Source organism: Winogradskyella aurantiaca (genome assembly GCF_003362725.1).
Taxonomy (GTDB): Bacteria; Bacteroidota; Bacteroidia; order Flavobacteriales; family Flavobacteriaceae; genus Winogradskyella_A; species Winogradskyella_A aurantiaca.
In genome coordinates this window covers 100,785-125,075 of record NZ_QKTV01000003.1, presented here as the reverse complement: position 1 = coordinate 125,075, position 24,291 = coordinate 100,785, and the positions used below count along the sequence as shown (strand labels likewise).

22 protein-coding genes are annotated in these 24,291 nt (G+C 36.9%); 6 read left to right on the top strand and 16 right to left on the bottom strand.

All coding sequences use genetic code 11. From position 1 onward, the window contains the following. Positions 1–5: 5 nt before the first annotated feature. From fumC to DN064_RS06630, 5 genes are all read right to left on the bottom strand, one after another. Positions 6–1,403, bottom strand: coding sequence for a class II fumarate hydratase (fumC, locus tag DN064_RS06650; RefSeq protein ID WP_115461857.1), 1,398 nt, complete (start codon positions 1,401–1,403; stop codon positions 6–8). An 84-nt stretch (positions 1,404–1,487) separates the two neighbouring features. After that, positions 1,488–2,540, bottom strand: a complete 1,053-nt coding sequence (locus DN064_RS06645) for a DUF4421 family protein (protein WP_115461856.1) — start codon at positions 2,538–2,540, stop codon at positions 1,488–1,490. A gap of 49 nt (positions 2,541–2,589) precedes the next feature. Beyond that, entirely contained in the window at positions 2,590–3,666 is a 1,077-nt protein-coding gene (locus DN064_RS06640; protein ID WP_157962257.1) for a DUF4421 family protein, read from the bottom strand. Between the two features lie 8 nt (positions 3,667–3,674). Then, a complete protein-coding gene (locus DN064_RS06635) occupies positions 3,675–4,334 on the bottom strand; it encodes an ABC transporter ATP-binding protein (RefSeq protein ID WP_115462065.1) in 660 nt (219 codons plus the stop codon). Between the two features lie 45 nt (positions 4,335–4,379). Beyond that, entirely contained in the window at positions 4,380–6,878 is a 2,499-nt protein-coding gene (locus tag DN064_RS06630; protein WP_232827416.1) for a DUF5916 domain-containing protein, read from the bottom strand. A gap of 115 nt (positions 6,879–6,993) precedes the next feature. On the opposite strand from DN064_RS06630, the gene DN064_RS06625 reads away from it, so the two are divergent. After that, positions 6,994–7,248, top strand: coding sequence for a hypothetical protein (locus DN064_RS06625; protein ID WP_115461854.1), 255 nt, complete (start codon positions 6,994–6,996; stop codon positions 7,246–7,248). Positions 7,249–7,299: 51 nt separating this feature from the next. Here DN064_RS06625 and DN064_RS06620 read toward each other — a convergent pair whose 3' ends face one another. The 8 genes from DN064_RS06620 to DN064_RS06585 all read right to left on the bottom strand — a co-directional run bounded on the left by DN064_RS06620 (position 7,300) and on the right by DN064_RS06585 (position 14,854). Then, the gene (locus DN064_RS06620; RefSeq protein WP_115461853.1) at positions 7,300–7,866 is read right to left on the bottom strand and encodes a type 1 periplasmic binding fold superfamily protein; all 567 of its coding nucleotides are present in this window, start codon (positions 7,864–7,866) and stop codon (positions 7,300–7,302) included. Positions 7,867–7,885: 19 nt separating this feature from the next. After that, positions 7,886–10,285, bottom strand: a complete 2,400-nt coding sequence (locus DN064_RS06615; RefSeq protein WP_115461852.1) for a TonB-dependent receptor — start codon at positions 10,283–10,285, stop codon at positions 7,886–7,888. A 36-nt stretch (positions 10,286–10,321) separates the two neighbouring features. Further along, positions 10,322–10,654, bottom strand: coding sequence for a hypothetical protein (locus tag DN064_RS06610; protein ID WP_115461851.1), 333 nt, complete (start codon positions 10,652–10,654; stop codon positions 10,322–10,324). Beyond that, positions 10,651–11,145, bottom strand: a complete 495-nt coding sequence (locus tag DN064_RS06605; protein WP_115461850.1) for a DUF6787 family protein — start codon at positions 11,143–11,145, stop codon at positions 10,651–10,653. Before DN064_RS06605 ends, DN064_RS06610 begins: the two co-directional genes overlap by 4 nt. A gap of 26 nt (positions 11,146–11,171) precedes the next feature. Next, positions 11,172–11,624, bottom strand: coding sequence for a DUF6146 family protein (locus tag DN064_RS06600; protein WP_115461849.1), 453 nt, complete (start codon positions 11,622–11,624; stop codon positions 11,172–11,174). Positions 11,625–11,687: 63 nt separating this feature from the next. Further along, on the bottom strand, positions 11,688–12,638 hold the full coding sequence (locus DN064_RS06595) for a D-2-hydroxyacid dehydrogenase (protein ID WP_115461848.1): 951 nt from the start codon (positions 12,636–12,638) through the stop codon (positions 11,688–11,690). Positions 12,639–12,657: 19 nt separating this feature from the next. Continuing rightward, the gene (gene serC / locus DN064_RS06590) at positions 12,658–13,719 is read right to left on the bottom strand and encodes a 3-phosphoserine/phosphohydroxythreonine transaminase (RefSeq protein ID WP_115462063.1); all 1,062 of its coding nucleotides are present in this window, start codon (positions 13,717–13,719) and stop codon (positions 12,658–12,660) included. Between the two features lie 76 nt (positions 13,720–13,795). Beyond that, entirely contained in the window at positions 13,796–14,854 is a 1,059-nt protein-coding gene (locus DN064_RS06585; protein WP_115461847.1) for an acyl-CoA reductase, read from the bottom strand. Between the two features lie 75 nt (positions 14,855–14,929). Here DN064_RS06585 and DN064_RS06580 point away from each other — a divergent pair, with 75 nt between their 5' ends. After that, positions 14,930–15,283, top strand: a complete 354-nt coding sequence (locus DN064_RS06580; protein WP_115462062.1) for a 4Fe-4S dicluster domain-containing protein — start codon at positions 14,930–14,932, stop codon at positions 15,281–15,283. Position 15,284: 1 nt separating this feature from the next. Here the strand turns inward: DN064_RS06580 and DN064_RS06575 are convergent, their stop codons facing one another. Continuing rightward, complete coding sequence (locus DN064_RS06575; RefSeq protein WP_115461846.1) at positions 15,285–16,769, bottom strand: carboxypeptidase-like regulatory domain-containing protein; 1,485 nt, start codon at positions 16,767–16,769, stop codon at positions 15,285–15,287. Positions 16,770–16,934: 165 nt separating this feature from the next. Between DN064_RS06575 and ychF the strand changes: the two genes are divergently transcribed. The 4 genes from ychF to DN064_RS06555 all read left to right on the top strand — a co-directional run bounded on the left by ychF (position 16,935) and on the right by DN064_RS06555 (position 23,163). Beyond that, on the top strand, positions 16,935–18,029 hold the full coding sequence (gene ychF / locus DN064_RS06570; protein WP_115461845.1) for a redox-regulated ATPase YchF: 1,095 nt from the start codon (positions 16,935–16,937) through the stop codon (positions 18,027–18,029). Positions 18,030–18,172: 143 nt separating this feature from the next. Beyond that, positions 18,173–20,026, top strand: a complete 1,854-nt coding sequence (locus DN064_RS06565; protein ID WP_115461844.1) for a DNA topoisomerase IV subunit B — start codon at positions 18,173–18,175, stop codon at positions 20,024–20,026. 2 nt (positions 20,027–20,028) lie between these two features. Then, on the top strand, positions 20,029–20,496 hold the full coding sequence (locus tag DN064_RS06560) for a hypothetical protein (protein ID WP_115461843.1): 468 nt from the start codon (positions 20,029–20,031) through the stop codon (positions 20,494–20,496). 3 nt (positions 20,497–20,499) lie between these two features. Further along, a complete protein-coding gene (locus tag DN064_RS06555; RefSeq protein ID WP_115461842.1) occupies positions 20,500–23,163 on the top strand; it encodes a DNA gyrase/topoisomerase IV subunit A in 2,664 nt (887 codons plus the stop codon). Here the strand turns inward: DN064_RS06555 and DN064_RS06550 are convergent. Both DN064_RS06550 and DN064_RS06545 read right to left on the bottom strand, forming a co-directional pair. Beyond that, positions 23,155–23,973: a TerC family protein gene (locus DN064_RS06550; RefSeq protein ID WP_115461841.1), complete on the bottom strand. Its 819-nt coding sequence runs from the start codon at positions 23,971–23,973 to the stop codon at positions 23,155–23,157. The genes DN064_RS06555 and DN064_RS06550 overlap by 9 nt on opposite strands. Further along, entirely contained in the window at positions 23,973–24,254 is a 282-nt protein-coding gene (locus DN064_RS06545) for a hypothetical protein (RefSeq protein ID WP_317047363.1), read from the bottom strand. Before DN064_RS06545 ends, DN064_RS06550 begins: the two co-directional genes overlap by 1 nt. Positions 24,255–24,291 lie beyond the last annotated feature (37 nt).

Genomic DNA, 24,291 nt, shown 5'->3' with positions numbered 1-24,291 from the left:
TAAAATTACTTGAGACTACCTATCATCTCCTCTGGTTTAACCCAATTATCATAATCTTCTTCATTAACATATCCTAAATTGATTGCTTCTTCTTTTAGGGTAGTGCCATTTTTATGAGCTGTATTGGCGATTTCAGCGGCTTTGTAATAACCTATTTTAGTGTTAAGAGCCGTTACCAACATGAGTGAATTATTTAATAAGTTCTTGATAACTTTTGTGTTAGGTTCAATTCCTGCAGCGCAATGCTCTTCAAAACTCACACAAGCATCCCCAATAAGTTGTGCCGATTGTAAGAGATTATAAGCCATAACAGGTTTAAACACATTTAATTCGTAATGCCCTTGAGTACCACCTACAGTGATTGCCACATCGTTACCCATCACCTGAACGCAGACCATGGTTAGGGCCTCACATTGTGTTGGATTTACTTTTCCTGGCATAATGGAACTTCCAGGTTCATTGGCTGGAATAATAATCTCTCCAATCCCTGATCTCGGTCCAGAAGCCATCATTCTAATGTCATTGGCAATTTTATTAAGCGACACTGCAAGCTGTTTTAAGGCACCATGTGTTTCAACAATTGCGTCGTGAGCCGCAAGCGCTTCAAACTTATTTTCTGCGGTAACAAATGGATGTCCTGTGAATTCAGCAATGTACTTAGCCACGAGGATATCATAGCCCTGAGGAGTATTTAGACCAGTTCCAACTGCTGTTCCACCTAAGGCTAACTCGCTTAAATGTGCTAAAGTATTTTCTAAAGCTTTAAGACCATGATCTAATTGTGAAACATAGCCAGAAAATTCTTGTCCTAAAGTAAGAGGAGTCGCATCCATAAGGTGGGTGCGTCCAATCTTAACTACATCTTTAAAGGCAATGGATTTTTTGTGCAGTGTATTGCGTAATTGGATGACACCAGGAATGGTAGTCTCAACTATTTTTTTATATGCTGCGATGTGCATTCCAGTGGGAAATGTGTCATTAGAAGACTGCGACTTATTAACATCATCATTTGGCTGAATCGTTTTTTCACCTTCCCCAATAGTCTTTCCTGCTATTTGGTGGGCTCTATTAGCAATAACCTCATTAACATTCATATTGCTTTGAGTACCAGATCCGGTTTGCCAAATAACTAATGGAAACTGATCGTCATGTTTTCCTTCAAGAATCTCATCACAGACCTTAGCTATAAAATCTCTCTTATCGGTAGTTAAAACACCTAATTCTTCATTAGCATAGGCAGCCGCTTTCTTTAAATAAGCGAATCCATAAACTATTTCTAGTGGCATTGAGGCCGCTGGTCCAATTTTAAAATTATTACGTGAACGTTCGGTTTGTGCACCCCACAGTTTATCTGCTGGTACCTTAACTTCCCCCATGGTGTCTTTTTCTATTCTATAGGACATGATTTATCAATTTTATTTTGAAGCACAAATTTAAGGAAAATGGAAGGCTTCAAGATGATTTTTATCATGAACAGGGTGGAATTTCTAATAATCCAGACCTAAGATTTTTTCAAACCAACCAAAAAACTTTCGCATAGGCCTATTATCATTAAAACGATAGCCAAAGTGCACTTTTATATAGGAAGAATCTCTGTTAACCTGATCGTTTTCATTGTTGGTATTGTTGTAATTTCTCCAATAACCAACGGCACCAAAAAACCACCTATAACTATTGTAACCTAGAGCAACTTCTCCGTTAAATGTAAATATGATACTGTTGAAGTTGATGGATGATGCATTTTGAATTCTATAATTAGAGTTGTTGTAGCCAACCCCAGGTTGAGCCCCGAGTGTCGCATACCATTTAGTATTTAGTACAAAAGTGTAATAATAACCAACATCTGCAATAACGTCGAAACTCTTTATTTTATCAACTTCAATTTCTGAATCATCAGATGGTAAGTTGGGATCAGTAGAACTAAATGAATAGCTGATTTTGGGTACTAAACTTCCTGCGGATTTTAATTGCCGTTCAGTTTGATTTAAATAGGCCCGATATGAAAAATCAGGATTAAGAATGTAATAAGTACTTCCGCCAATTAGCTGTATTCTAGTATCTTTTAATGCCTCGAGATCTTCATTAACGAGTTCATTGTTGGTTTTTACATTAAAACCTCTATTGTATAAGAAAAACAAATTTTGACCCCATTGATCCGAATAAAATAAGTTCAAATCTAGTTTCAAGGACTCACTATCCTGCTCTAATTCTTTATCGCCAGAAGTCATTAAAAAGCGTGGGCCAAACGAAAATCCGATGGCAAACCATTTATAATCCATGGAAAAACCTATGAGACTCTCCGATACTGGACTTAAATTGTAAGTTTCACCAGTATCAAAATTTCTAAATTGATAATTGGCGATATCTGTATAGAGAATACCTCTAACAGCAATATTTTCAATATAGTTGACGCGGTACTCAGGATCATAGCCAAAGGCTTTGGCATGTCTGGCTTGCATCTCTTGATAATATTCCGGCACCTCCTGAGAAGATGCAAAAAATGAAATTATTATAGTACATAAGAGGGATGCTTTTTGCATGCCTTATTCAATTTAATATTGCAAGTATCTACACTATGGTTGTTTCCAATTAGAATCCAAAAGTATCTTCAAACCATCCAAAGAACTTACGCATTGGCTTATTATCATTAAATCGATAACCCATATAGGCCATTACAAATAAGGTGTCACGATTGAGTTGGATGTTCTGATTATTACTGTTGTTAAAGTTTTGCCAGAAACCATTGACCCCCCAGAACCATCGATAACTGTTATAGCCTAGTGTAACTTCTCCTTTAAATGTAAAGGAGACACTATTAAAAATATCTTCTTTGTCATTATTGTACTCATAGCTGGAGTTATTATAACCAATCCCCGGGTGAAGCCCCCCAGTAGCAATCCACTTTTGATTGTGCACAAACGTATATAAATATCCAACACTACCAATAAAATCAAAACTCTCAACTTCAGTTGTTTGATCAGTTTCTGAAAAATTACCTATGGTAGGCCTAAAAATACTATAGCCGTAGTAAATTTTTGGTATTAAGCTGCCAGCGGAGCGTAACTGTCGTTCTGTCTGAGCATAATGTGCTCTAAAAGAGTAGTTTTTATTAGCTATAAAATAAGTACTTCCTTGTATTACTTGAAGTTCAATATTTTGTAATCTAATTATATCTTGTTCTCTTAGGTCAAAATTTGATGATACTTTAAATCCTCTGTTGTAGGTGTAATTTAATTCTTGACGCCATTGATCTGAATAGAAAAAGTTAAGATTTAACTTTAAGCTTTCACTTGAATTCTGTAATTCCTGGTCTGCGGTAGTTATTAGAAATTGCGGTGCATAAGATACACCGATTGCAATCCATTTATAATCTACTGATACTCCAAGGAGATTCTCAGCGGCAGGTCTAAGATCAACGGCATTTCCATTTGCAGTATCCAAAAACTGAAGATTATTTAGATTGTTAGTATATGTAGCTCTAATGATGATGTTCTCAAAGTAATTGACGCGGTAGGTGGGATCATAACCTTTCTTTTCAGCATGCTTGGCCTGCATTTCAAGATCATAAGGGCGCATTTCCTGGCTGTAGGACCATAACACCACAAACATTATTAATCCTGAAAAAAAGAAATTCTTATTAATCCTATTTAACCCTGACCTTCCCAATTTCGCTGTTATTTTATTTGCCCATCAATCATGGTGAGTTTTTTATCTGCAAGATCAGCCAATTCTTTGTTGTGGGTAACAATAACAAAGGTTTGATCAAATTTATCTCTTAAATCTAAAAATAATTGATGAAGTTGATCAGCGGATTCACTATCCAGATTACCGGATGGTTCATCGGCAAAAATAATCTTAGGTTCATTAATTAAAGCTCTGGCAACAGCTACACGTTGTTGTTCACCACCCGATAACTCATTTGGCTTGTGATGGTAGCGATTAGATAGGCCTAAATAATCGAGTAATTCTTTGGCCTTAGCTTCAGCTTTAGATTTTGATTGATTATTTATAAATGCAGGAATACAAACATTCTCAAGAGCTGTGAACTCCGGTAGTAACTGGTGAAACTGAAATATGAAACCAATATTAAGATTCCTAAACTTGGCTAATTGTTTATCTGAAAGCTCTGTGATGTTCTCACTATCCATTAATATTTTAGTTGCCTCACGAACATCAGGATTATCCAGAGTGCTTAATATGTGAAGTAAAGTTGTCTTGCCGGCACCAGACGGTCCAACAATTGAGACGATTTCACCTTTAGAAATATTTATATCAACACCCTTTAAAACCTGAAGGTCACCAAAGGATTTGTAAATAGCGCTTGCACTAATAATCGGTTCCATGAATGTGAAAATAAGCTTAAATAGCTAATTCTACAATTAGGAATTGTCATTATTTTTTTTGAAAACAGACTTCAAACCATTCCAATCTATGAAGTATTGAACCCGTAATGAAAAGACATGGTTAATGGGTTGATCGAACAGACGTTGGAAACTTTCTCCAAATTCATCGTCCGAGAAATCATCAACATTGAAGATTTGATTCCTGTAAAGTGCCGTTAAAAAGCTACCTGGTGCAAACTGCCAGGAGTAGTTAAGATCAAAATTCCAGGTGCTAAAATTAATATTGGGATCAGAACTTACGTTATCTAGGTTATAACCTGACTCTGTGGTAAGTCGACCATTATCAAGCAAGGTATAAAGCTCATAATCATAGAGCACCGTATCCCAATAATGTCTCAAGTTAATACCGATAATGTGGAAAGGGTTAAACGTATAATTAGCGGATAGAGTATTGGTGATTATTTGTCGGTCTCGTTGACCAAAAATGGGCTGATTATCTTCCTCGAGGGCATAACCTCGATCTCCATTTCTTTTATCATAATTAAATCGATAAACAAGAAGTAATTTGTCATTAACACGAACTCTCGGTCCTATATTAAAATTATAACCTAAAAAATCCCGACCCTCTTCAAAGAGTGTTGCTATGTTGGCACGAACATCAATTGCGAAGATTCTATTGTAGTTGGTAGAGATCCAACCACCAGTACTCACGCGATTTTCAAAGATAAATGGACGCCCATCTCTCGATTCAAAGTAATCATATTGCTTTCCTGGATCCATATTAAACCTGAAACCATAGGCATCCAGTTTTCTTGTAGTCGCTCGGTAGCCTCCGCCAAAATTGGATCTTGAATAGGTATTTGGGTCAACAAGACGACGGTAGTTGACAAATACATTTATTCTATAACTATTTAAATTTCCCGATGGCTCAAACGTTTCGTAGGAAGCATCAGCTCCAAAATCGTTTCGATTGTTTCTAAAGTTCAACCCCAAGTCGTTAATATTAAACTTGGTATCCATATAACGGTGGTCAATACTATAGCGCCAATTACCTCCAACTTTTCCAGCTCTCAAAAATGTACTCCAGCCTGTTTCTGAGGCTGCATCCTGATAATCAACATAACTCATGCGAATCTCAGAATCAAAACCCCAAATGTTTTTTCGATCCACCAAATTTGCTACTAATGCTGTGGCGTTTGCATTTCTAAAGTCACCTTCTCTGGTCACATTGGTGTTAATAAGACTTACAGATGAGTTACCGTTGAATTGTTGGTCAATAACCATAATATTATAATTCGCCAGTGGTTCAACTAATTCGCGTCGTGATTCTCCAGTCTCTGTGTTAGTTACCGTAGTATAGGTCTTGTCTGTAATGCCATTAAAGAACCCTAGACCAAGACCCTTTCTCGTTCTTCCCGACACTTTAAGGGCGTTCAAAACTTTTACTTCATCGGGAACATCCGCAACTTCATTTTCGTCAAGATCCACACTCCCGCTGGGTGGTCCGCCAACACGTCTGGAGAAAAATAGATTGCCTTTATTAAAAAGGTCGACCCCTTCGGTAAAAAATTGTCGCTGTTCCGCAAAGGTTTGTTCAAAGGGGCCCAGGTTTAAAACGATTCTATCAAATCCAACCTGACTAAAATCTGGAATTAGTGTCAAGTCTAAAGTGAAGTTATCCGTAATCCCATATTTTAGATCCATTCCAAAATTTAATGAATTATCAGATTCTCCATCAAAAGTGTCTATAACACCAGTTGCAAAGGGGTAGAGGTTGAGTCTTACAGGTGGTTCTATATTGTCCAGACCAGTCATTTGTCCATGATAAAGTCCTACATTGCCCTTTGTCGGGTCAATGGGATTCCAGGTATATTGTGCACGCTCTCTTCTGAACTGCCGATGAAATTGTAACCCCCAGGTTGGATTTTCTTGATTCGCAAAGCGTAAAGTGCGATACGGTATTTTCATTTCTACTGTCCAACCATCTTCATTGATTTGTACGGCAGAATCCCAGACATCAGACCAACTAAAATCTTCTCCAATGGAAGGATTAGCAATAGCATCTGCCTGCTGTCCTGAACTGAAAACAATAAAATTAGTATCGTTTTGAGAATCGTTGTTAGGATTTAAGACTACCATAAAGAAGTCAGTTTGCCCAAAGTTGTCTCTTGCAGTCAATTGTTTCATAATCAATTCGGGATCATCATACAAATAAGCTGCCACATAAATCGCTTTGTCATCGAAGGCCACCTTTACTTCGGTGCGTTGGGATTCTTCTCTTATGTTGCCAATTTCAGGTCTAAACTGTACGAAATCTGTAGCTATTTCTGCATTCTGCCAAATCTCTTCATCAAATTTTCCGTCTATCTTGGGAGGTGAAGAAATCCTTTGAATATTAAGAACCTTCTTATCTTGAGACTGACCATTTAGACTAACACAAAAACATACTAATAGTAGTGTTACACAGACTCTTAAGAACTCCTCAGTATTGCGGCCAGTTAGGTAAATGTTAGTCAGGCTTTTTTGGTTGCCCAAAACTACTGCTAGTCTTCAGTAAGCATTACTAATTAAACGTTAAAAAGTGTTGTAAAAAGGTGAAAATTTAACGAATGCAACGTTACAATTTTATCAAATTAACTACAGATAAGGTATGAATATAAAAACAAAACGTCTCATATTCGGGTTGCTCTGTGACCTATTGGGGATGGTTTCTATGGTGTTTCCACCATTTGATTTTGTCTGGGCACCGTTGTCCGCCTATATCATGACGCGTATGTTTCCTGGAAAGGAAGGAAAAGTGGCTGCAGTAGTTTCCTTTATTGAAGAAGCCTTACCAGCAGTAGATATAATTCCATCATTTACATTAATGTGGATTTATACCTATTACCTTAAAAAAGAAGTATAAAAAAGCGCCTTTAAAGGCGCTTTTTTAAAATAAATTATGCTGTTTTGTATGTTATTGTACTGATACCTGGAATGCAGTTTCAATATCAGTTTCACCACCAGCATTATTGATAACACCATCGCTTACTCCAGGTGCAAACTTGTCTGGTTCGTGTCTTAGAGTAACCGCAAATAAGCCTTGTGCTGCCGCACCTCCTGCGGTAAACTCAAATGCTAAGCCAATTGGGTTACCATCATCATCCATATCAGAGTAAGCCACTGTTCCAAGTCCAGCTCCAACAGTAAAGAAGAATTGGTGTTCGTCGTCTTCTTCAGCAACTTCTTCCGTAATGTCCTCAGCTGGATTTTCTAATTCATTTAATAATTCAATTGATCCATTGTAAATTACGCCTGCGGCAAATGGTCCAGAAACGGTAATCACTGGTTGTGTTGGTCCGTCGCCATCCAAATCTCTAGTTTGAAGTGTCACTGTTGTTCCTCCACCTTGAGGTATAAGAGTTACTGTCATGGTAGTAATCACCTCTTCTTCGTTAATCTGTTGCGGAGTGTCATCATCTGAACAGCTTACTATAAAGGTTGATGTTAAAAGTGTTAGAAATAATAATTTAATTGTTTTCATGTTTTTTTGTTTAAAAAATTTAATAATTGAGTTGTAATTGTACTAATACATTGCGTCCCATTTCATCAGCAAAGTATCTCAATTGATTTAAGTAATTTCTATAGGTCGTGTCAAATATATTATTGACAATAACAGCTAGTTTTAAATTACTTGTAGTATTTACTTTAAAGTTCCAGTTAACGTTAGCATTAAATAAATTAAAGGCTGGTGGTGGGGTACTAATATCCACCAAAACGGTTTCTCCAAGTTCCGGAATAAACGCTTCAAAATTATTATCAGGAAAACGTTTTTGTTCAGCTACAAACTGATGCTCTACTTGAAGGTTAAATCCAAACCAATCGGTTTTAGTATATCCTACTATATTTCTGGTTTGAAACGGCGGCATGCTAATTAATGGAAGCATTAAGTCTGTATTCTGGCCATACACATAGGAGGTTTGATTTCTAAAATCCCATGATGAATTGAATTGATATGAAAAGTTAAAATCGAAACCAGCTAAGACGGCATCGTTACTTTGATACTCCCATACAGGAAATGGCCCACGATTAGTCGTCTCTTGCCCTGACGGCTCTATGTATATAAAATCACTGATGGCATTTACATAGAGATCTAATTGCACATCAAAACCTAATTTGTTGAAAAATAAGGTCGAGGCAAAACGGTTTGAGGTTTCCTGACCAATCCTAAGATCTCCTAGTTCAATTCGTGCTGCCGAGTGGTGTAATCCGTCGCTAAACAACTCCGCTGGGTTCGGGGCTCTCATCGCCCTTGAAAAATTTAATAGTAACTCAAAGTATTCACCTAAATCTAACCTGGTACCTAATGATAACGAAAGGTTATTATAGGTAAACACTGGATTTGTTAAGATTTGTGTGCCCCTATCTTCAACAACAAATTGAGGAAAATCAACATCGTAACCTCGTTCTACCCATCTTGATTTATCATAGAACTTAAGAGCATCAATATGATTCAGGTCATATCTTAACCCGGCTTCAAGGATGTGGCCGCTGCCATATTCCAACTCAGAGGTGATATAGGCGCCAAAGTCATACTTATTGTAATCCGGGATAAGCCGCTTAACTCCTGTGTCAGGATTTGGAAAATTTTCCTGATAACGCCCTAGAATTCCAAATTTTAATGCATACGCATCTGCCGCGTCATAATCCACATCAACATTTAAAGTGTGTGTTTGTAACTCTAAATCTACAGCTGGGATATCAGATCTGTCACCTCTTCGAATATCAAACTCCAGACGATCATTCTTTTGGTAATTATAATTTAAATCCAACTTTCCAAAATTCTGAAGGCGCTTATAAAAATTAGCTTTAAAGATTTGATGTGTGACATCTTGTTTTGGAGGATTGATATCATAGGTAAACGGTTCAATAACTAGAGGAATATCTGAATTTATGGCTCTTACTAGATCTGATACATTTCCAGTATGTGAGGCCCTTAATATTCCTATTTCATTTCTTAAATAACTGTAATAAACTTTAAAACCATACTCAAATTTGCTCAACCCTGTATTGATTGTAAAACCACCAGCTTCAAGGCCTGTGTTTGAAAGATTATAATCGGGTGCTCTTAAATCACCGTGCTTTCTGAAGGATCCTTGAGCATTAATGAACCATCCGGAGTCAAATCCTTTGTTTAGTGATGAATTAACGAAACCACCCCAGCCATTGGATTGACCACCTACGGTAGTTTGGCCAAATAGTGTGTCTGTAGGAATCACTCTTTTTGGATTTACAACAACAACACCACCAATGGCGTCCCCACCATAGGCCAAGGCTCCAGCACCTTTAATCACTGTAATTTGGCTTGCCGATGTTAGATCAACATTTGGGGCATGTTCTATGCCCCATTCCTGATCTTGTAATCGAACACCGTTAGTCATAATTAGAACCCTGTTGCTATGCAGTCCATTGATCATTGGTTTTGCTATTGTATTTCCTGTGTTAATTGTAGTAACCCCATTAATCTCTTTAAGTGCGTCGCCAATACTTGAAGCATTATATTTAAAGAGTTGGTCTTCCTTTAGTGAAGTTTCCTGTAAAGTCTTAGATTCAGTTTTAATTGAGTTACCACTAACAACCACTTCATTAAGCGCCTCAATATGATGTTCCAGAAATATCGTTTCGCTTCGGTCTCCTTTTATTTGAAACTTTAAAGATTTTGTTTCGCAGGCGATATGGCTGATTACCAATTCAAGCGATCCTTCGCATAATCCAGTTATTTCAAATTTTCCATTTTCATCAGAAACAAAGGACTTGCCTTCCGATTTAGAATAAATCAAGGCCGAAGAAAGTACCGAGTTATCGTGAAAGTCTTTTAGAGTTCCTTTAAAAATGTATTTACATTCCTGGCTTAGCAATAGGTTGCATGTGACCATTGCCAATACCATAATGAAAATTCTCATATAGTTGTTGTTAGTGAATATTCAATTAATTGAAAATTACACTTGAACTGGCGGTGCTCGGAGGTTTTTAGAAGATTCTTTGCTTGATGAAATGAGACTTTTATACCTATTATTGTAGGTCGTATATCTATTAAGTCTTGATTGATTATTGACAAATAGGGGTAAAACAAAGTTAATACTCGTTTTATACTTATCAAGATCACAATTAAACTCTTCACCATGAAAATGATGAGATGTTTCACCATCACAAATTTCATGCTCATGTGAAGATAGAATATGGCTAAACTGAAAACCATAAGGAAGTAATAAGGCTATAATTAGTCCTATTGACAATAGCTGAGAAAGAGCCTTATTTGTATTAGTTTTCAATCTATAAAGCGTTTTAAGCCAAATCTACGTAACATTTTCTTTTCAAAAGCCCAAAAGAACTCAAACTGTCCAAATAGCCAACCGAAAAACACGAGTAAAATTTGGTAAAAAATAAGCCCAATGATAATGAACAGCGCCCAATAAATCACTGGATTTAAGTTTTCTTTAGTAATGCCAATCAGTTTTATAATAGGTCTACCAACAAACATAGAGGATGATCCCGTGATTGCGAAGACCATGAATACACGTATCATTTCCCAACGATAGGTCAGTACCCATTTTTTTGATAGTACCTTAAAAAGCCAAAGGGTAATTCTTAATAACAACAAGAAAATTCCTAAACTGACTACTCCTATAATTAATGGGGCGGCCTCTTGGAACCAAATAAGACTTATCTTAACACTAGAATATAAAAGGGTAATTATACCAACTAACGGGTACAACAACTGCCAATTTTTCTTTATTTCCCAGCGTTCCTTAAACTTTTTCATTTGCTAAAGAAAGATGCAAATGTAAGCTAAATTCGCGGAACTAATTCGGTCAGTTGCTGCTTATATTTAAGCTGAAAAAAGATGAAGTAGTTGTAAAGTTTATAATTGACTTCATAGCCATAATCGATATGCGGGTCATAATTGATAGGCATTTCATATAAATTTGGGTCATAGTTATTTGGTTGTGTCACTCTTATGTTCCACTGACGTACAAAAAGACTATTTCTGGACTCTAATAAAGACTGATCATAATAACCTTCTTGTCTTGCAGTTCCTTTTAAAAATGCATTAAATCCAGGTTCTATAATGATGATCTCATACCCAACATCTTCGTTTGCTATGCTAACAGTATCATTTTCAATTTTATTAACTGACTCTTCATCAGTGCTCAATTGTCCACGATCAGTCGATTTGCAAGAAAGGCCAACGACCATAACAAGTATCGATAGGATGACAATTTTGAAATTAGCAGCTTTCATAAACTATAATATAAAAAAACCTTCGTGATTAACGAAGGTTTTTAAGTGATTAATTAGATATCTTTAGTTCAATATCTCAATGATTTGCGATGCTAATTCGGTACCGATTCTGTCTTGAGCCTCACTAGTGGCTGCGCCAATATGAGGAGTTAATGAGACACGTTGATTCATCAATACTTTTATTGCAGGTTTTGGTTCATTTTCAAATGTATCTAGTCCTGCAAATGAGAGTTTACCACTTTCTAAGGCGGCAATCAAAGCTACTTCATCAATGACACCACCACGAGCAGCGTTAATAATACCTGCTCCATCCTTCATTTTAGTTATTTCATTTTGTCCAATGACATACTCTTTTTGAGCCGGAACGTGCAGTGTTATATAATCAGAATTGGATAAGACCTCATCCATAGAGGTGGTTTTAATGTTAAAATTCATGGTTTCACCATTAAAAAAGTCAAGTGCAATAGTAGCTTCGTCAACAAATTTATCTGAGGCAATAACCTTCATACCAATTCCAATTGCAATTTTTGCCACTTCTTGACCTATTCTACCAAAGCCCACAATTCCGAGGGTTTTTCCTCTCAGCTCACTTCCTTTAGCATAGTTCTTTTTTAAAGCTTTAAAACGTGAATCTCCGTCTAGAGGCATATTCCTGTTAGCGTCGTATAAATAACGTACACTTCCAAATAAATGCGCAAAGACTAACTCGGCTACTGAACTTGATGAAGCTGCAGGGGTGTTAATGACGTGAAGACCTTTTTCTCTTGCATAATCGACATCGATATTATCCATACCTACGCCACCACGACCAATGATTTTTAAAGAGGCACAATTATCAATGATGTCCTTTCTAACCTTTGTAGCACTCCTAACAAGCAATACATCAATTTCATTAGAATTGATATAGTTCACCAGTTGTTCCTGAGCAACTGTAGTGGTTTCAACATTAAAGCCAGCAGATTCTAATGCATCAATACCGCTTTGTGAAATACCATCGTTTGCTAATACTTTCATTTTCCTATTCGTTATTTTTTTAAGCTTTTCGCTCTAATTCACTCATTACTTCAACTAATGCTTTAACACTGTCAAGGCTTAAGGCATTGTACATAGAAGCTCTATAACCACCAACACTTCTATGACCGTTTAGTCCATTGATTCCTGCTTCTTTCCACATAGCGTCAAAGGTTTCTTTCAGGTTTTCATTTTCTAATGTAAAAGTGGCATTCATGGATGATCTGTCTTCTTTTACTGCAAAACCCTTAAATAATGGATTTAAGTCGATCTCAGAATAAATCAATGAAGCTTTCTTTTCATTTTCCTCTTCGATAGCTGCTATACCTCCTAATTCTTTAAGCCATTGCATGGTTAACATAGAAACGTAAACTGGAAAAACAGGGGGAGTATTAAACATACTGCCTTTTCCTATATGAACTTTATAATCCATCATAGATGGTATCTTTCTGGATACTTTACCAAGTACATCTTCTTTAACAACCACTAAAGTAGTACCTGCAGGGCCCATATTCTTCTGTGCACCAGCATAGATGATATCAAACTTAGAAAAATCTAACTGTCTTGAGAAAATATCACTACTCATATCGCAAACCATAGGAATGGAAGGGGTAGGGAATTCTTTTATCTGGGTCCCGAAAATGGTATTATTTGATGTGCAATGAAAGTAATCGTAGTCATCCGGAATATCATAGCCCTTTGGGATATAATTGAAATTAGCACTTTTAGAACTAGCTACTTCATAGATATCATCATAGATTCTAGCTTCTTTAATGGCCTTATCACTCCAAGTACCTGTATTTAAGTATCCTGCCCGTTTTTCAAGAAGATTGAGTGCTACCATTAAAAACTGCGTACTTGCACCTCCTTGAAGGAATAATGCCTTGTAGCCCTTACCTTCAAGTCCAAGCAGTTCCAGCGCTAATGCACGGGCCTGTTCCATGACATCCACAAATGGTTTACTGCGGTGCGATATTTCGAGTAAGGATAAACCATTATCAAAATCTAGAACGGCCTCTGAGGCCTTTTGCATCACTGATTTTGGTAAAACGCAAGGGCCTGCGCTAAAGTTGTGTTTCTTGATCATAATACGTTAGTTTTCGCTGCAAAGGTGCTAATAAAAAGGAATGTAATTGTTATTAAAATGCTATTTTTTTAGATCATATTGTCAACAGGAATTCAACAGTGTCAACACCATCTGCATAGCTCATCAATCCCGGTTGTTGCGTTGTTCCAAAAGAAACCTCATCATCTCTAAAACCAGAAGAGACAATACACTGAATATCCTCACTTATTGAATCTAAGTGAGAGTTTAATGACGCTCTGTCATTATAAAACTCATAGTTTAAAGTGGCAATTGGTGAGGTTAATTGTTCATCTTGTTTTAAAACTAGAAAACCATTGTCCAACATATCAAATTCGCTCATTAAATAAACAGCTTTGTTGTAGTCATAATTGTTAGCGTACTTGTGTTCGTGAATTATTGGGTGCCATTTATAAATGGCGTTAAAGAAAGCATCAAAATTATAATCCTGAGGAACGTATAGTTTAGAAACATTTCTACAGCCCAAACCATAATACCTGAAGATATCCTCTGATAAGGCCTCAAGAGTTTCGGCCGATTCATTTCCTGACAATACGACAACAGATGTTCTATTTTTTCTAATAATACTTGGAACATCCTTAAAATAATATTCGAAATACCTGGCTGTATTGTTGCTTCCTGTAGCAATCACCGCTTCAAAATTTGTCAATTGTCCATCTGTAAATTCAATACGTTCTGAAAATCTTGGTTCAATTTCAAATAAGAGTTGACATAAGGTGTTTAGAAGTACATCATCATTAGAAGACTGTTTAACAATGACATGATGACCACAGATTAAAACGGACAAAAAATCGTGAAACCCTACCAAGGGAATGTTGCCCGCCATTATAATTGCTACTTTTTTTGGCGTCTGGGACTCAAAGTTGTAATTATTAGTCCATTCTATCAGGTTATTAACTGTTAATAACTGGGACCATTGCGAAAAACTGTACTTGATATTCGATTCGGTAAACCAAGCGTTCTTTTGATGTGTCCTCCTAAAAGAATCATTTAAAACCTGAAATGTGCTTCCAGTGTTATCTGCTTCGATACTAGTTTGGTCTTTCCTTTTAAGAAATTCCTTTAAAAGAGTGCCAAGATTTGCAAAGGCCTTAATTCTGTTGTCTAGATTCATCTAATGCTTGCGTATCAATACCTGAGGTATTATTTTTGCAGTGCAAATTTACGCAAACGAAAAAGAAAAATAATCATGGCGATAATTATCACTGATGAATGCATAAATTGTGGTGCGTGTGAACCTGAATGCCCAAATACCGCAATTTATGAGGGTGCGGATGACTGGAGATATAACGACGGGACCAGTTTGTCAGGTAAAGTGGTACTTCCTAATGGCAAAGCTGTTGATGCGGATGAACCACAGATGCCTATAAGTGACGAAATCTACTACATTGCGCCAGATAAGTGTACGGAATGTATGGGATTCCATGAAGAACCCCAGTGCGCTGCTGTATGTCCGGTTGACTGTTGTGTTCCTGACGAAGATATTGTTGAGACGGAAGAGGAATTACTAGGGAAACAACGCTTTATGCACCCGGAAGATTAATTTATTCTTCTGCTTTAAACGTTTTCATTTCTTGTAAAGGCTCTAGAGACGTGTAATTCTTCCAAATGCTAGGGTCATAAACCTTAAGACGTTCATAAGGGGTTTTTTCTAATTCAGAGAATTCATCGAAGGCCTGTTTGTTCAAATCCGATTGTGATACGATGAGGAGTTCGCTTTTATTTCGGTTGTTGCCTTCAATCAAAAATTTAAAACCAACTTTTCTTCGTGACGGACTATTCTCAATGAATTTTAAGGGTCTGTTCACATAAAAATACGATCCGGTTTCCTCTTTGATGTATTTTGGTTGATAGTAGTCTTCATCTCGAGTAAAAATGATAGTACCTTCCTTAACGTTTTCTACGAATTTAATTCCTAACAATAATTTAAGGTTTAGTTTTTCACCACGCTTACCTTTGGCGTATTTGTAATCCGCTTTAATGACGGCATAGGAGTCATCAGAAATAAATAATATCCCTTCAAATTTTGCCTTGGATCGCCTTGGTTCATAGGCAATCATGTGAACTAACTCCCCATTGAACATGGTTGAATTGACATACTCATAGTCATATAAATCATCATCTAGTAAATTCCGAAGGGTTGTACCATCGTAAATTTGAGAGATGTGCAGGTGTTCATGACTCTTGTCTTTAAGATTGGAAGTGTCATATTCCAAAGCACTAACTTCTTCTTTTTTGTCATTTCTTTTCCCGTCGCCATCATTAAGGCTTAAGGAATCTTCAATTTTAAGGAGTCCAGTTTTAAGTTTGTAGGTTTTTGTTGTGTCGAGATAGGTTAGGAAAATGTCTTGAGCCCTTTTTTGAATTCTATCAACAGAAATAGAATTTTTAGTATCTATGAGTTTGGTGGCCTTTACCACATCAAGTTTCGCATTTTCTTTATCAAGAATCATTAGATCAGCTAGGTAATCTGTGAAATCAATGGACTGACTATCTTTAATATCATTAGTTAGAGAGTCAAGACTTAGATTAACAGCGGTTAATTCTCGTTTTTTAAAACCGGAAGCCTTGTTAATTTCAAATTCTAATTTATTGAATTGGTTGTATTCAGTACCGCGATAAAACAACCGGTAAGTGATGCCTTCATTTTTATAATTTGAAGTCAGATTTTCATTGGCCTTTCTAATGATTTCCTCGACATCTAATTCGCTGTTGGACAGAAATACAGTATCCAATTCGTTCACCTGTTCTTTAAGAACAACGATAAAATTATTAGCTTTTAAATCAGAAAGGGGTACATCTATTGTTTCAAAGCCCAAACAACTAATAGTTATGAAGTTGCGTCTTTCATCTAAAGTAATACTAAAATAGCCTTCTTCGTTGGTGATGACTCCGCTTGACTCATTATTTTGGACTGCAGCAAAAATTACAGGTTCACCTTTGGAGTCCAGAATTCTACCTGAAATTTCTTGAGAATATGTAACTAAACTAAAAGCAAAAAGTAAGCTTAAGAAAAGATTCTTTTTCATGACGATTGATGGTTTATAAAAGCTCAACGAGCCAGCAATTCTTTTGTTACAAATTACAAAATATTCGATCTCAATCTCATTGGTAGGTAGGTCATCAGGATTGAATATTTAATTATCTTTGCCGCCAATTCAAACGCAGTGCCGTTTTTACTTTAAAATGATTATATGAAAGCTGGAATCGTAGGATTACCTAATGTTGGAAAATCAACTTTGTTTAATTGCCTATCCAATGCCAAAGCGCAGAGCGCAAATTTCCCATTTTGTACTATTGAACCAAATATTGGTGTTGTTAATGTACCAGATCCAAGATTGGTTAAATTGGAGGAATTAGTAAACCCTGAGAAGGTGATCCCTGCTACTGTAGAGATTGTTGATATTGCTGGATTGGTAAAGGGAGCAAGCAAAGGTGAAGGCTTAGGAAATCAGTTTTTAGCTAATATTAGAGAAACAGACGCCATTCTTCATGTGTTACGTTGCTTTGATAATGATAATGTGGTGCACGTAGACGGTAGTGTAGATCCAATACGAGATAAAGAGACCATTGATATTGAATTGCAGCTGAAGGATCTGGAATCAACAGAAAAGAAACTTGATAAAGTTGGGAGAGCTGCCAGAACCGGAAATAAAGAAGCGCAAGCAGAAGAAGCTATTCTCTTAAAGATTAAAGAAGGCTTGGAATCTGGAAATTCGGTAAGGTCTTTAGAGTTTTCCAATGAAGATTATGAAGATTATGTAGAGCCACTTCAATTGATTACAGATAAGCCTGTGATGTATGTGTGCAATGTCGATGAAAGCGCCGCTGTTTCTGGTAATGACTATGTGGAACAGGTAAGAGCTGCTGTGGCTAATGAAGACGCGGAAGTTCTTGTGCTGGCTGTTGGAACTGAAGCAGATATTAATGAGTTGGATGACTATGAGGAGCGACAAATGTTCCTTGAGGATATAGGATTGGAAGAGCCAGGGTCGGCAAAGCTTATAAGATCAGCCTATCAATTATTAAAACAACAAACCTACTTCACAGCTGGTCCTAAAGAAGTAAGAGCTTGGACGGTTAATATTGGAGCATCAGGGCCAGAGGCAGCTGGTGTTATTCATACCGATTTTGAAAAAGGGTTTATTAGAGCTGAAGTAATTGCCTACGACGACTACATTAATTATGGTAGCGAAGCCAAAGTTAAGGAGGCAGGAAAAATGCGTGTTGAGGGAAAAAACTATGTGGTTCAGGATGGAGACATAATGCATTTCCTTTTTAACGTTTAGAACCCAATAGACTTTGGTTTTCTAAGTTTTTAAATTCTCAACAATTCAATACTTTTTATTGTTAATTACTTTGTGTGCCTTGTATTTCTTTTTATGAGGTAAGGTCTTATATTAGCTTTTATTCCTAAAATTTACTGAGACCTATGGCACAGCAAACCAACTATACTGAAGATAATATTCGTTCTCTGGACTGGAAGGAGCATATTAGAATGCGCCCAGGAATGTATATTGGAAAGTTGGGTGATGGTTCTTCGCCAGATGATGGTATTTACATTCTTCTTAAAGAGGTTTTAGACAACTCCATTGATGAGTTTGTTATGGGTGCTGGTAAAACAATTGAGATATCAGTTCAAGGTGAACGCGTCATGGTCAGGGATTATGGACGTGGAATACCTTTGGGAAAGGTTGTGGATGTCGTGTCGAAAATGAACACAGGTGGAAAATACGATTCCAAGGCCTTCAAAAAGTCTGTAGGTCTTAATGGGGTTGGTACTAAGGCGGTTAATGCGTTGTCGACCTATTTTAGAGTAGAATCCAACAGGGATGGTAAATCTGCATCTGCAGAATTTGAAATGGGTAGTTTAACCAACCAGGAGCTGCTAGAAGACACTTCAAGACGCAAAGGGACAAAAGTAACCTTTGTTCCTGATAATTCTATTTTTAAGAATTACAAATACCGAAATGAGTACATCGTAAAGATGCTCAAGAATTATGTCTATCTTAATCCAGGTCTGACCATTGTTTTTAACGGTGAAAAATTTGTAAGTGAAAATGGTCTTAAGGATCTTCTTTCTGAGAATATCGTAGAGGCAGATCAGCTCTATCCAATTATTCATTTAAGAGGCGAAGATATTGAGTTGGCTATAACACATAGTAAAACGCAGTATTCAGAGGAATACCATTCCTTTGTAAATGGTCAAAACACGACTCAAGGAGGTACGCATTTAGCGGCATTTAGAGAGGCTATGGTCAAGACGGTACGTGATTTTTTTGGAAAGAATTACGATGCCTCAGATATTAGAAAATCAATAGTTGCTGCTATTGCCATTAAAGTGATGGAGCCGGTTTTTGAAAGTCAGACAAAAACCAAATTGGGGTCTACAGAAATGGGAGGAGATCATCCTACAGTTCGCACCTATATTAATGATTACGTCAAGAAAAACGTTGACAATTATTTACACAAGAATCCTGAGACTGCCGAAAAACTTCAAAGAAAAATCCTTCAGGCAGAGAAGGAGCGTAAAGAATTATCAGGTATTAGAAAATTGGCTAGGGATCGTGCCAAGAAAGCTAGTTTACACAATAAAAAACTAAGAGATTGCAGGGTGCATTTTGGGGATGCTAAAAACGAGCGAAGCCTTGAAACAACTCTTTTTATAACTGAGGGTGATTCTGCCTCTGGAAGTATTACTAAATCAAGAGATGTTAATACCCAGGCGGTATTTAGTCTAAAAGGAAAGCCCTTAAATTCTTATGGGTTGTCCAAGAAGATCGTGTATGAGAATGAGGAGTTTAATTTACTTCAGGCTGCACTTAACATAGAAGAATCTCTTGAGGATTTGCGTTATAACAATGTGGTTATTGCCACCGATGCCGATGTAGATGGTATGCATATTAGATTGTTACTAATCACCTTCTTTCTGCAGTTCTTCCCAGAATTGATAAAAGAAGGGCATTTGTATATTTTGCAAACCCCTTTGTTTAGAGTCAGAAATAAGAAAGAAACCATTTATTGTTATACCGAAGAAGAGCGCATTAATGCGATTGAAAAATTAAAGCCTAAGCCTGAGATTACCCGTTTTAAGGGTCTTGGTGAGATTTCACCTGATGAATTTAAGCACTTTATTGGCGATGATATGCGCTTAGATCCCGTTATGATTGATAAAGAAATGTCTGTAGACGAGTTGTTGTCCTTCTACATGGGTAAAAATACACCTTCAAGGCAGGAATTTATTATCAATAACCTTAAGGTTGAATTAGATCTTGTGGAGGAATAATCATGAGGACAGACAACGGAAGCGTCAGGAATTTTATCATTTCGGTATACTTTGTTCTTATTGTTGTAGCCGTTCTTCTAGCAACAGTTTTTCAAAGTTTTGATGCCATATCAGACGGGTCTCTTTATGTGTTTTTTGGCACCTTGGTGGTGGCCGTAATTATTCATGGAATCGCAAGGTTTTTTGAATATGATAGCGATGGTCCAAATTTGATCATCATAAATCGTGGTTTGCTGCTATCAGATTATTTGAATTATCGCGAGCATAAGATTGAAATAGAAAAGAAAAAAGTGTTAGGTTTTAAAATTAAACGCTTTTATGTCTACAATCAATTAGTGGTTCTGTACTCCGATAGGCATGATAAACAGCATAAGGCTAGATTTAATGTGACTTTAGTTAAACGCAGAAAACTCAGATACATAAGGCAATCTCTGAGTAAAATTATAAAAGAGAATAAAAAGACAAAATAATATATGTCGGAAGAGTTAGAGGAATTATTACCAAATGATAATGGAAACCATGAGACCATCACTAAGGTCACTGGTATGTACAAGGATTGGTTTTTAGATTATGCCTCCTATGTGATTTTGGAACGGGCTGTTCCTGCTATTGAAGATGGCTTTAAACCGGTTCAACGCCGCATCATGCATTCCATGAAAGATTTGGATGACGGGCGGTATAACAAAGTTGCCAATATTGTTGGGCATACCATGCAATATCACCCTCATGGAGATGCAAGCATCGCTGATGCCATGGTGCAAATTGGTCAAAAGAATTTACTGATAGATACGCAGGGTAACTGGGGTAATATTTTAACAGGTGATAGTGCTGCGGCATCACGATATATCGAAGCGCGTCTTTCTAAGTTTGCCCTGGAAATATTGTATAATCCAAAGATTACTGAATGGCAATCTTCTTATGATGGTCGACGAAAAGAACCTATTAATCTTCCTGTGCGATTTCCATTGTTATTGGCTCAAGGTGCAGAAGGTATTGCGGTAGGATTGTCTACAAAGATTTTACCTCACAATTTTCTTGAGTTAATTGATGCCTCCATAAAGCATCTAAGAGGAAAACGCTTCACTCTAGTGCCTGATTTTCCAACCTCAGGAATTATTGATGCTACTAACTATAATGATGGGAATAGAGGCGGAAAGGTACGTGTTAGAGCCCGTATTTCGCAACGTGATAAGAATTCTCTGGTTATCACCGAGATTCCATTTGCCACCACAACATCATCGCTTATTGACTCCATTCTTAAAGCTAATGACAAGGGGAAAATCAAGATCAAAAAGATAGAAGATAATACAGCGGCTGAAGTTGAAATTTTAGTACATCTGCCTTCTGGTATTTCGCCTGATAAAACCATAGATGCCTTATATGCCTTTACAAATTGTGAAATGTCCATTTCCCCACTCGGCTGCATTATTGAAGATAATAAACCCATCTTTATAGGTGTTTCAGAAATGCTAAGGAAATCAACGGATAACACCGTTGAATTACTGAAAAATGATTTAGAGATACGGTTGAAGGAGCTGCAAGAGCAGTGGCATTTTGCCTCCCTCGAACGCATTTTCATTGAAAACCGAATTTATAGAGATATAGAAGAAGAGGAAACATGGGAAGGGGTTATCAGTGCCATTGATAAAGGATTAAAGCCTCATACCAAACACCTTCTTAGAGCTGTAACGACAGAAGATATCACCAGGCTTACAGAAATAAGAATTAAGCGTATTTCAAAGTTCGATATCGATAAAGCTACTCAGCGAATTGAGGCTTTGGACGAACAAATAGAAGAGGTGAAACATCATTTAGCAAATCTTATTGACTTTGCCGAGGCTTATTTCCAAAGGCTTAAGAAAGAATACGGGGAAGGCAAAGAGCGAAAGACCGAGATAAGAGTCTTTGATGATGTAGATGCTACCAAGGTGGTCATCAGGAACACCAAACTTTATGTCAATAGAGCTGAAGGTTTCGTTGGAACGGGCATGCGTCGTGAAGAATACGTTTGTGATTGTAGCGATATCGATGATATCATTGTGTTTACTCAGGAGGGCAAAATGATGGTGACCAAGGTTGAATCAAAAACCTTTGTTGGAAAAAATATTATTCATGTAGCTGTCTTTAAAAAGAAAGACAGTCGAACGGTGTATAATTTAATTTATCGAGATGGAAAAGGGGGGGCTACCTACATCAAGCGATTTTCGGTCACGAGCATTACCAGAGACAGAGAGTATGATTTAACTAATGGTTCAAAGTCCTCAAATGTCCTTTACTTTTCTGCCAACCCGAATGGGGAGGCCGAAATTGTAACGGTACTTTTAAGACAAGTAGGAAGTGTTAAGAAGTTGAAATGGGATATAGATTTTGCTGATATTCTCATTAAAGGTAGAGGCTCAAAAGGAAATTTGGTCACTAAATATTCGGTGAAAAGAATCGAATTAAAAGAGAAAGGAGTTTCAACCTTAAAACCTCGTAAAATTTGGTTTGATGATACCGTTCAGCGACTTAATGTGGATGAAAGAGGCGAACTCATTGGTGAATTCAGAGGTGAAGACCGCTTATTAATTATAACTCAGTCTGGCATAGTTAAAACTATTATTCCTGAATTGACGACTCGTTTTGATAATGACATGATTGTGCTTGAAAAATGGGTGCCTAAAAAACCAATCTCTGCTATATATTTTGATGGGGGTAAAGAACGCTATTTTGTCAAGAGGTTTTTGATTGAAAATGAAGGGCGGGAAGAGACATTTATTTCAGATCATCCCAATTCACAATTAGAAATTGTGTCAACAGATTGGCGTCCAGTAGCCGACGTTGAGTTTACAAAGGAACGTGGTAAGGACAGAAAACCTAACATGCAAGTTGATTTAGAGAATTTTATTTCCGTTAAAGGCATTAGTGCGCTTGGGAACCAATTAACAAAAGAAAAAATTAATCAAATTAGTTTACTTGACCCGTTACCTTTTGAACCGCCTAAAGAACTTTCTGCTAATGATATAGAGGTGGTGGAAGCTAAGATGGTTGCGCCTCAAGAGAGTGATGCAAATAAAGATGCTCCTGCTGTTGATTCTGATACTGCAGCTGAGCCAAATGGGGAAGTAGACGAGACAGGGCAAGCATCGCTATTCTGATTCCTGCTTATCTGGACTTTCGGTTTTGGACTTCTTTCGAATTTTATGGTTTAAAAATTCGATACTTAAGGAAAAGGTTATAGCAAAATACAGATAACCTTTTGGTATAGCTCCTACTGATCTACCAAATATAACGGTATGAGATAAATGTGCTGCTTCAGTAATCAGCATAAAGCCAATTAATATAAGGAACGCCAGGCCGAGTACCTGCATACTTGGATGTGCATTAATAAATTCCCGAATGGTATTGGCAAAGGCTATCATAATAACAATTGATATCACCACAGCTATGATCATCAAGACCAACGTGTAGTTGTTATTAGGGTGAAGTCCATTGGTCATACCAACAGCCGTAAGAATAGAATCGATTGAAAAAATAAAATCTATTATTAAGATTTGTGTAATGGCTTGCTTCAGGGATTTGATAGCTTTTGCTTTAATGTTTTCGGCATCCTGTTTTGGGGTTTCAACTTTATCTTTTATTTCTGAAGTACTCTTGTAAATAAGAAAAAGGCCTCCACCTAAAAGAATTAAGGCTTGCCAACTTATGGCCATTTGTATCCATTCCGTATTTACTGTATAAAAGGGTTCTTTAAGTCCAACCAGAAACGAAACAAAAAACAACAAAATAATTCGTTGTACCATCGCCAGGATTAATCCAATATTAGTTGCTCTGGCTCTTTGATTATCAGGTAGCTTATTGGCAGCAATAGAAATAAAAACAATATTGTCTATTCCTAAAACAATTTCCAGAATGGTCAGAGTTAATAAAGCCATTATGGCGTCTGTGGATAATAGAAAGTCAATCATTAATCGATTCTTAAAGCGGTTCCTTTTTCTACCCGTTTCTGTTTATTGGCTTCTTTAACTGCCAATCTATATTCAAAAGTATAAGAAGAATCGGTAGTTGTTAAAATCTTCATGTGAATCCCCTTTTCTTCCTCCCTGTTTTTGGGATGCAACTTTTTTAAAACAAATTCACAATCGTTGATCCATCTAATGCTTGAACTGTCAGCAATCCCGTTTACATAGTCTATGTTGAAGGAATTCGTACGTTCGAATTCAGTAGTGATTTCTTTACCGTTGATCATGTATGAAAATGAAAATCTACCAGTTTTAAAGTCATTA